The sequence below is a fragment of the Ramlibacter sp. genome (assembly GCF_013697775.1).
Lineage (GTDB): Bacteria > Pseudomonadota > Gammaproteobacteria > Burkholderiales > Burkholderiaceae_C > Ramlibacter.
In genome coordinates this window covers 1-8,822 of sequence record NZ_JACCWG010000390.1, presented here as the reverse complement: position 1 = coordinate 8,822, position 8,822 = coordinate 1, and the positions used below count along the sequence as shown (strand labels likewise).

Below are 8,822 nucleotides of genomic sequence, written 5' to 3'. Positions count from 1 at the left end.
TTTCGGCGCTGCGCTGATCGACGACGACACGCCGCCGCCGCCGCACGCGCGCTTCACCCGCGCGCGCCTGGCCATGGTGGCCGCAGCCGGCGCGCTGCTGTGGGGGGTGCCGCTGTCGCTGCTGGCCGCGTGGCAAGGCTGGCAGGGCACGCTGGCGCAGATGGGCCTGTTCTTCAGCAAGGCGGCGCTGCTCACCTTCGGCGGCGCCTATGCGGTGCTGCCCTATGTGTACCAGGGCGCGGTGGAGCACCACCACTGGCTGACCGGCCCGCAGATGATCGACGGGCTGGCCCTGGGCGAGACCACGCCCGGGCCGCTGATCATGGTGGTGGCCTTCGTCGGCTTCGTCGGCGGCTGGACCAGGCAGGTGCTGGGGCCGGAGGCGCTGTTCCTCGGCGCGGCGCTCGCCACGGTGGTCGTCACCTGGTTCACCTTCCTGCCCTCGTTCCTGTTCATCCTGGCCGGCGGGCCGCTGGTGGAATCGACGCACGGCAACCTGAAGTTCACCGCGCCGCTGGCGGCCATCACCGCCGCGGTGGTGGGCGTGATTGCCAGCCTGGGCCTGTTCTTCCTGGTGCACATCGCCCACCGGCCCGGCGCGCCGATGGGCGTGGACTGGGTGGCGCTGGGGCTGGCCGCCCTCGCGGCGATGGCGCTGCTGCGCTTCAAGCTGGGCGTCATCCCGGTGATCGCCGGCTGCGCCGTCGCCGGCATGGCGCTGCGGCTGGCCGGCATCGCCTGAGGCAGTTCTTGCATGACAAGCCTGTTCACTCCAGTCATCAACGGCGCCCGCCTGTCGGACCAGGTGGCGCAGCAGCTGGGCGACGGCATCCGCAAGGGACGCCTGGCCGCCGGCGAGAAGCTGCCGACCGAGGCCAGGCTGGTCGAGCAATTCCAGGTCAGCCGCACCGTGGTGCGCGAAGCCATCTCGCGGCTGAAGTCGCTGGGGCTGGTCGATTCGCGCCAGGGCAGCGGTGTGTTCGTGAGCACGACGCTGCGCTACACACCGCTGGACTTCGATGCGCGCCACAGCAGCTCGCGCGAGGCGGTGGTGCAACTGGCCGAGGTGCGCCGCGCACTCGAAGCCGAAGCCGCCGGCCTGGCGGCGCAGCGCCGCACGGCGGCCGACGTGCGGCAGCTGAAAGCGTCGGTGCAGGCGCTGGACAAGCAGGTGCGCGCCGGTGGAAACGGCGTGGCGGAAGACCTGGCATTCCACCGCGCCATCGCGCAGGCGGCGCACAACCCGTTTTTGATCGGCACGCTGGACTACCTTGCGCAGTTCATGCACGGCGCGATTGCCGTCACGCGTGCCAACGAGGCGCGGCGCGCCGACTTCGCCGCGCAGGTGCGGCAAGAGCATGCGGCGGTGGTGGACGCCATCGCGGCCGGTGAAGTGGCACGCGCGCGGCGGGCGGCGGCGCGCCACATGACCAACGCCATGCGGCGCATCCAGCAGGCGGAAACCGCGTTTTGGCAGGAAGAAGGCGCGCGCCTGGCGACCCCGCTGGTCAAGCACGCCTGAGCTGCCGCCCGCCGCGTGGCGCCGCCCGCCGACCTGCGCGCCGATGCGCGCGTGCACTTTATCGAAGGCGACCTTCCGGCGCTGGCCGGTGCGCGCGTGCTGCCGGCCGCCGGCACCGACGCGGTGTTCCACCTGGCCGCCGCCGTCAGCGGCGAATGCGAGAAGGATTTCGACCTGGGCATGCGCAGCAACCTGGACGCCACGCGCGCGCTGCTGGAAGCCGGCCGCGCGCTCGGCAGCCGGCCGGTGTTCGTGTTCGCGAGTTCGGTGGCGGTGTTCGGCAGCGCGCCGGGCCAGCCGCTGGCCGAACCGATCCGCGACGACACCCTGCCCACGCCGCAAAGCAGCTACGGCATCCAGAAATTCATCTGCGAACAGCTGGTGGCCGATTGCACGCGCAAGGGCTTCGTGGCCGGCCGCAGCGTGCGGCTGATGACGGTGAGCGTGCGCCCGGGACAGCCCAACGGCGCGGCGTCGAGTTTTCTCAGCGGCATGGTGCGCGAACCGCTGGCCGGCGAGCGCGCCGCGGTGCCGGTGCCGGCCGACACGGCGGTGGCGCTGTCGTCGCCCGCGCGCGCCGTCGAGGGCCTGGTCTGTGCGGCGGAGGCGAGCGATGCCGAATGGGGGCCGCTCACCGCGCTGAACCTGCCGTCGCTGCGCACCACCGTCGGCGAAATGGCGCAGGCGCTGGAGGCGGTGGCGGGCCAGGCGGCCACGCAGCTGGTGGACTGGACGCCCGACCCGCTGATCCACCGCGTGGTGAGCAGCTGGCCCGGCCACGTGGAGTGGGCGCGGGCCCGCGCGCTCGGCCTGCATGCCGACGGCGACTTCGCGTCCATCGTGCGCGACTACGCGCGCGAGAACGCTGCCGCGGTGAAGCTGCCGCTGCTGTAGGCGCGCATGGCCACGCCGCTGCTTCTGGGCTGCATCGCCGACGACTTCACCGGCGCGACCGACCTTGCCAACAACCTGGTGCGCGGCGGCATGCGCACGGTGCAGGCCATCGGCGTGCCGCGCGCACCGCTGCAAGGCGACGCGGACGCGGTGGTGATCGCGCTGAAGTCGCGCACCGTGCCGGCGGCCGACGCGGTGCGCGAATCGCTGCAAGCGCTGGCATGGCTGCGCGCGCAGGGCGCGCGGCAGATCTTCTTCAAGTGCTGCTCCACTTTCGACAGCACGCCCGACGGCAACATCGGCCCGGTGGCCGAGGCACTGATGGACGCGCTGGGCACGGACTTCACCATCGCCACGCCGGCCTTTCCGGACAACCAGCGCACGGTGTTCCAGGGACACCTGTTCGTGGGCGACATGCTGCTGAGCGACTCCGGCATGCGCGACCACCCGCTCACGCCGATGACCGACGCCAACCTGGGGCGCGTGCTGCAGGCCCAGTGCAGGCGGCGCGTCGGCCTCATCGACTGGCGCAGCGTCGCGGCCGGGCCGCAGGCGATTCGGCAACGCATCGACGCCCTGCGCGCCGAGGGCGTGGCGCTGGCGATTGCCGATGCGGTGTCGAACGAAGACCTGCTGCGCCTGGGCGCCGCCGTGGCCGACCTGCCGCTGCTCACCGGCGGCTCGGGCTTGGCGATCGGCCTGCCGGCGAACTTCGGCCTGTCGCCTGCGCCGGCAGCAAGCGCGCTGCCGCCGCCCACCGGTGCGCAGGCCATCCTGTCGGGCAGCTGCTCGCAAGCCACCAACCGGCAGGTGGCGGCGTTCATCCGCGCGGGCCACGCGGCTTTCGCGCTCGATCCGCCGCGCATCGCTGCCGGCGAGGACCTCGCGGCCGAGGCGCTGGCCTGGGCCGCACCTCGGCTTGCCGACGGTCCGGTGCTGGTCTACTCCACCGCCGAGCCCGACGCAGTGCATGCAGTACAGGACCGGCTCGGCGTGCAACAGGCCGGCGCGCTGGTGGAACGCACGCTGGCGGCGGTCGCGCGCGGGCTGGTCGCGCGCGGCGTCGGGCAGCTGGTGATCGCCGGCGGCGAAACCTCGGGAGCATGCGTGCAGGCGTTGGACGTCACGCAGCTGCGCATCGGGCCGCAGATCGACCCCGGCGTGCCCTGGTGCCATGCGCAGGGACCGCGCGGCGGGCTGCACCTGGTGCTGAAGTCCGGCAACTTCGGCGGCGACGATTTCTTCGCCAAGGCTGCGCTGCTCTGAGGCGCTGCGTTACCATTCCCGCAGCATGCAACCGGCCGCGCGATGAACGAATCCCAAGCCCGCGAAGAGATCTGCCGCATCGGCAAAAGCCTGTTCGACCGCGGCCACGCGCACGGCAGCGCCGGCAACATCAGCGTGCGGCTGGACGACGGCTTCCTCATCACGCCCACCGACGCCTGCCTGGGCTTGCTCGATCCGGCGGCGCTGGTGCGGGTCGACCTGGAAGGCCGGCCCGCAAGCGGCGCGCGGCCCAGCAAGACGCTGGCGCTGCACCGCGGCATCTACGCCGCCGCCCGGCACTACGACGCGCAGACGCGCTGCATCCTGCACACCCACAGCGCGCACGGCGTCGCGCTCAGCCTCGGCTCCGAAGGACTGGAGCTGCTGCCGCCGATCACGCCGTACTTCGTGATGAAGGTCGGCCACGTGCCGCTGGTGCGCTATGCGCGCCCAGGCGCGCCCGAGGTGGTGGAGGAAGTGGCGCACACCATCGCGCACTATGGCGACAGCGGCCGGCCGCTGCGCGCGCTGATGCTGCAGCGCCTGGGGCCGGTGGTCTGGCACGACACGCCCGCTGGCGCCATGGCGGTGCTGGAGGAGCTGGAGGAAACCGCCCGGCTCATGCTGCTGGCGCCCGTCTATCCCGAGCCGCTGTCCGAAGCGGACATCGACCAGCTGCGCCAGGCGTTCGGCGCGCGCTGGTGAACCACGCCGCTCCACCATGCCCCGCTTTGCCGCCAACCTCTCCATGCTGTACCCGGAGCATGGCTTTCTCGACCGTTTCGAGGCAGCTGCGCGCGACGGCTTCGCTGGCGTCGAATACCTGTTCCCGTACGAGCACGCACCCGAAGAACTCGCGGCGCGGCTGACGGCCAACGGCCTGCGGCAGGTGCTGTTCAACGCGCCGCCCGGCGACTGGAACGCCGGCGAGAAGGGCCTGGCCTGCCTGCTCGGGCGCGAAGCGGAATTCCGCGCCGGCATTGTCCAGGCGCTGCGCTACGCGCAGGTGCTGGCCTGCCCGCGCGTGCATGTGATGGCCGGCCTGGTGCCCGAAGGCACGGACCGCGCCGCGGTGCAGCCGACCTACGTGGCCAACCTGCGCTGGGCGGCGGCCGAAGCCGCGAAGCAGGGTGTTGACCTGCTGCTGGAGCCGATCAACACGCGCGACATCCCGCGCTTTTTCCTCAACCGGCAGGACCATGCGCACGAACTGCTTGGCGAGATCGGCGCGGCCAACGTCAAGGTGCAGATGGACCTGTACCACTGCCAGGTCGTCGAAGGCGACGTGGCGATGAAGATCCGCCAGTACCTGCCCACCGGGCGCGTCGGGCACTTCCAGGTCGCGGGCGTGCCGCAGCGCCACGAGCCCGACCTGGGCGAGCTGAACTGCGCCTACCTGTTCGGCGTGATCGACGAGGTGGCCGCGCAATGCGGCTGGGACGGCTGGGTCGGCTGCGAATACCGGCCCGCGCGCGGCAGCACTCCCGGCGGCACCAGCGCCGGGCTGGGCTGGCTGCAGGCGTGGCGCTGACGCTGCACACGCCGGTTCACAGCGAACTGGTCATCAAGAAAAGCCGCTTTCTCGGCTGCGTGCAGCCGGTGGCCGATCACGCCACGGCGCTGGCCGTGGTGGCGCAGCTGCACGCGCGGCACCCCGGCGCGGCCCATGTGTGCTGGGCACTGCTGGCGGGCGGTCATTCGGCCGCCAACGACGACGGCGAACCCGGCGGCACGGCTGGCCGGCCGATGCTGGAGGTGCTGCGCCACCAGGACCTGGACGGCGTGCTGGCGACGGTGGTGCGCTACTTCGGCGGCGTGAAGCTGGGTGCGGGCGGCCTGGTGCGCGCCTACACCGACGCCGTGGCGCAGGCGCTGCTGGGCGCCGAAAAGGTCCCGCTGCGCCGCCGCATCGCCTTGCGCTGCGCGGTGCCGTATGCCATGGAGGGGATGGTGCGGCGCGAACTCCAGCAGGCGGGCGCCGAACTGGACGAGGTGCTGCACGGCGACAGTGTGGCGTTCGCGTTCACCGTGGCCGAAGACGCTGTGGCGGCTTTGCGATTACGGCTCGACGACGCGGGGCATGGGCAGATCGCCTGGCCGCAGGACGCGCCGGCGGGCGGGAGCGCGTGACTTTTGCCGGCCTCCCGACGCACGGGAGCGACAGACATCTGGGAATTGTGCACATATCACAATTTCGTTCCGATGCCCTTCTTTTGACGCCGCCAACATGTTATTGTTAGTAACACAGAGAGGTGATCGTGCCTCTCGATCGCGCATTCGCGCAGCAGGCGGCGATGAACGGCTCGGAGAGGTTGACGGGCGGTCGCCGCAGATTGAGGGGATTCAATGCGTCGGCATCTGCATCGTTTGGCTTTCCTGGCGTTTTCGGGCGCGCTCTTCGCCAGCCTGGCCGCGTCCGCGCTCGCGCAATCCGCACCCCAGGACTGGAGCCACAGGTACGTGGTCTACGCCAATCCCGAAACATCCGACGAAGCGGCCGCAAAGGGCGCCGCCGCGCTCGAGCGCTGGAAGCTGAAGTTCAAGGACGCTCGTTTCGCCCAGCAGGTCGCGCGCAAGATGCGCTTGCAGCGGCCGGGCGCCGACGGCTTGTCGCCGCAGCACCTTGCCTGGTACAAGCGCTTCGACCGCCACCCCCCCACGGCGACGCAGGACATGCACCGCGACTGGAGCAACGTGCTGGGCGGCGCCAGTGGCGTCGGCCGCGCCGGCGTCTACCCCGCGAAATTCTCGTTTGACATCTTCGCCACCCCGAGCTGCGCCAACGACTTCGTGGTCTACACCACCACCTCCGACGGTGCCACGGGTTCCGGAACTGCGGCGAGCCAGACCGGGTCGTTCAGCAACAACCCGGCGGCGGGCGGCACCGTCACCCTGACCCGCACGGGCTCGCCGGCCATCGTCCTGACCGCCAGCGCAGGCTCGAATCTGGTTCGCAATTTCCAGATCGGCGCGAATGCCACTGCCACGGCCGTGAACCTCGCCGCGGCCATCACCCGCAATGGCGGCGCGGCCGGCATCCAGGCGACCAGCGCGGGCGCGGTGGTCACCGTCACGGCGCTCAGCCCTGGCACGGTGACCACCGTGACGCTGGCGGCTGCGCTGGGCAACTTCACCTGGGCAGGCAACAATCTGGCGGGCGGCTCGGGCACGACGGCCCAGCCGACCATCGTCGCCTTCAACCAGCTCTACGCGTCCTGCGGCACCACGCCCACCACGGCGGTTCCCACCACGTTCTGGTCGTACAACACGGGCGCCGGTGCCAACACGCTGACCTCGCCGGTGCTGTCTTTCGACGGCAAGCAGGTGGCCTTCGTCCAGAGCAGCAGCGGCAATGTCGCCAACCTGGTGCTGCTCAAGTGGAGCAGCACGGCGTCGGTCGGCACGGTCGGCGCGCCCACGGTCCCGGCCACCCAGACGCTGGCCAACTACCGCAACTGCACGGCCCCCTGCATGGCGGTGATCCCCTTCAGCGGCAGCCCCGACGACACCAACTCGTCGCCCTTTTACGACTACATCGGCGACACCCTCTACGTGGGGGCCGACAACGGCACGCTGCACAAGTTCACCGGCGTGTTCAACGGCACCCCGGCCGAGCAGACCACCGGCGGCTTCCCCGCGACGGTGAGCACCGGCAACATGCTGTCGTCGCCCGTCTACGACTCCGCCACCGGTTTGGTGTACGTCGGAAGCGACACCGGCGTGTCGACCGGCGGCCAGCTGCATTCCGTCTGCGCGGCCACGGGGATCAACGCCACCTTGTGCAGCGTGAGCGGCGCGGTGGTCAACAGCGGCCAGCTGGCGACCTTCACCATCCAGCAGGACGGCAACAACACCACCGGCGTGCGCGAAACCCCGGTACTGGACTCGACCGCCAAGCGCGTCTACGTCTTCGTGGAGTCGGACCCGAACAGCGCTTGCGGGGGAGTCAACTGCAAGGCGATCTACCAGCTGCGCACCGACATCTCGATCAACGGCAGCGTCGGAACCCGCGCGAACATCGGCCGCGGGCAGATCTACAACCGGGTCCTGTACGCGGGCGCGTTCGACAACACCTATTACACGAGCGCGAACCCGGCCAGCCCCAGCGGCTTCCTGTACATGTGCGGCGCGCTCGGCGACGGCAGCGACTCCAAGAAGCCCACGCTGTGGAGGATCCCGATCGCCAGCAACGTCATGGGTGCGGCGGTGGTGGGCCCCACGCTGGTTTCCACCGCGAACTTCACCGACAACGCCAATTGCTCGCCCGTCACCATGGTGATGAACGGGACCAACGAGTACCTCTACGTCAGCGTGAGTGCCATTGGCAACGACACCGGCTGCAGCGGCTCCTGCATCTACATGTACAACATGACCGGCAAGACCTGGAACACCAGCGCCACGGCGAACGCAGGCCTGTCGGCTCCCGGCGGCACCGGCGGCATCATCGTGGACAACATCTCCTCGACAGCCGGCGCGTCCCAGATCTACTACTCGACGCTCACCGGGCCTGGCAACGCCGTGCAGGCCAGCCAGGCCGGTCTCAACTAGGTATCCAATGCAAACGCACAATCCGAAGTCTCCGCCTCACGAGGGCGAGGGGCCTTCCGAAAAGAAAAAGCCGTACGTGAAACCCGCTTTCCGCCACGAGCGCGTGTTCGAGACCATGGCACTGGCATGCGGCAAGATCTCGACCACCCAGTCGTCCTGCCGCGCAAGCCGCAAGAACTCCTGAGACGGCTCATGCACGACCCCAGGACCGAACTGGCGGCGCAGACGCTGCGGCAACGCGGCCGGCTGCGGCTGCGCGTGACCGGCACCAGCATGCTGCCGTCGGTGCTGCCGGGCGACGTGGTGTTCGTGCGGCGTTGCGACGGCGGCGCCATGCAGTGCGGCGAACTGGTGCTGTTCCAGCGCGCGCAGCGGCTGTACGTGCACCGGGTGGTCGGGCGCGACGGCGCCGCGCTCGTCACGCAGGGCGACGCCAACCCGCAGTGCGACGGGCCAGTGCAGCCTTCTGAATTCCTCGGCCGGGTCGTGCGCCAGCTGCGCGGCGGCACCGCTTTCCGGCCGCTGCAGCAGCCGCAGGGCGTGGCGCGTGCGGCGGCGGCGCTGTTTCGCCGCTCGTCGCGCGCTTCGCGCT

The 8,822-nt window shown here is 70.7% G+C and carries 8 protein-coding genes and 1 pseudogene; all 9 read left to right on the top strand.

Annotated elements, in window-relative coordinates:
• A partial coding sequence (locus tag H0U68_RS19830; protein WP_296358630.1) for a chromate transporter occupies nt 1-742 on the top strand: 742 nt, incomplete at its 5' end.
• A gap of 12 nt (nt 743-754) precedes the next feature.
• Entirely contained in the window at nt 755-1,522 is a 768-nt protein-coding gene (locus tag H0U68_RS19825; protein WP_296358629.1) for a FadR/GntR family transcriptional regulator, read from the top strand.
• A 12-nt stretch (nt 1,523-1,534) separates the two neighbouring features.
• Nucleotides 1,535-2,416 (top strand): annotated as a pseudogene (denD, locus tag H0U68_RS19820) (D-erythronate dehydrogenase); the annotation flags it as partial.
• A 6-nt stretch (nt 2,417-2,422) separates the two neighbouring features.
• Complete coding sequence (otnK, locus tag H0U68_RS19815) at nt 2,423-3,682, top strand: 3-oxo-tetronate kinase (protein WP_296358628.1); 1,260 nt, start codon at nt 2,423-2,425, stop codon at nt 3,680-3,682.
• A 42-nt stretch (nt 3,683-3,724) separates the two neighbouring features.
• Nucleotides 3,725-4,387 carry an aldolase gene (locus H0U68_RS19810; RefSeq protein WP_296358627.1) on the top strand — a complete coding sequence of 221 codons (663 nt, stop codon included), beginning with the start codon at nt 3,725-3,727 and terminating at the stop codon, nt 4,385-4,387.
• A 16-nt stretch (nt 4,388-4,403) separates the two neighbouring features.
• A complete protein-coding gene (gene otnI, locus H0U68_RS19805; protein WP_296358626.1) occupies nt 4,404-5,213 on the top strand; it encodes a 2-oxo-tetronate isomerase in 810 nt (269 codons plus the stop codon).
• Nucleotides 5,204-5,812, top strand: coding sequence for a YigZ family protein (locus tag H0U68_RS19800; RefSeq protein ID WP_296358625.1), 609 nt, complete (start codon nt 5,204-5,206; stop codon nt 5,810-5,812). Before otnI ends, H0U68_RS19800 begins: the two co-directional genes overlap by 10 nt.
• A 216-nt stretch (nt 5,813-6,028) precedes the next feature.
• The gene (locus H0U68_RS19795) at nt 6,029-8,230 is read left to right on the top strand and encodes a hypothetical protein (RefSeq protein WP_296358624.1); all 2,202 of its coding nucleotides are present in this window, start codon (nt 6,029-6,031) and stop codon (nt 8,228-8,230) included.
• 192 nt (nt 8,231-8,422) lie between these two features.
• Nucleotides 8,423-8,822, top strand: a 400-nt coding sequence (locus tag H0U68_RS19790) for a S26 family signal peptidase (protein WP_296358623.1), incomplete at its 3' end; no start/stop codon positions are given.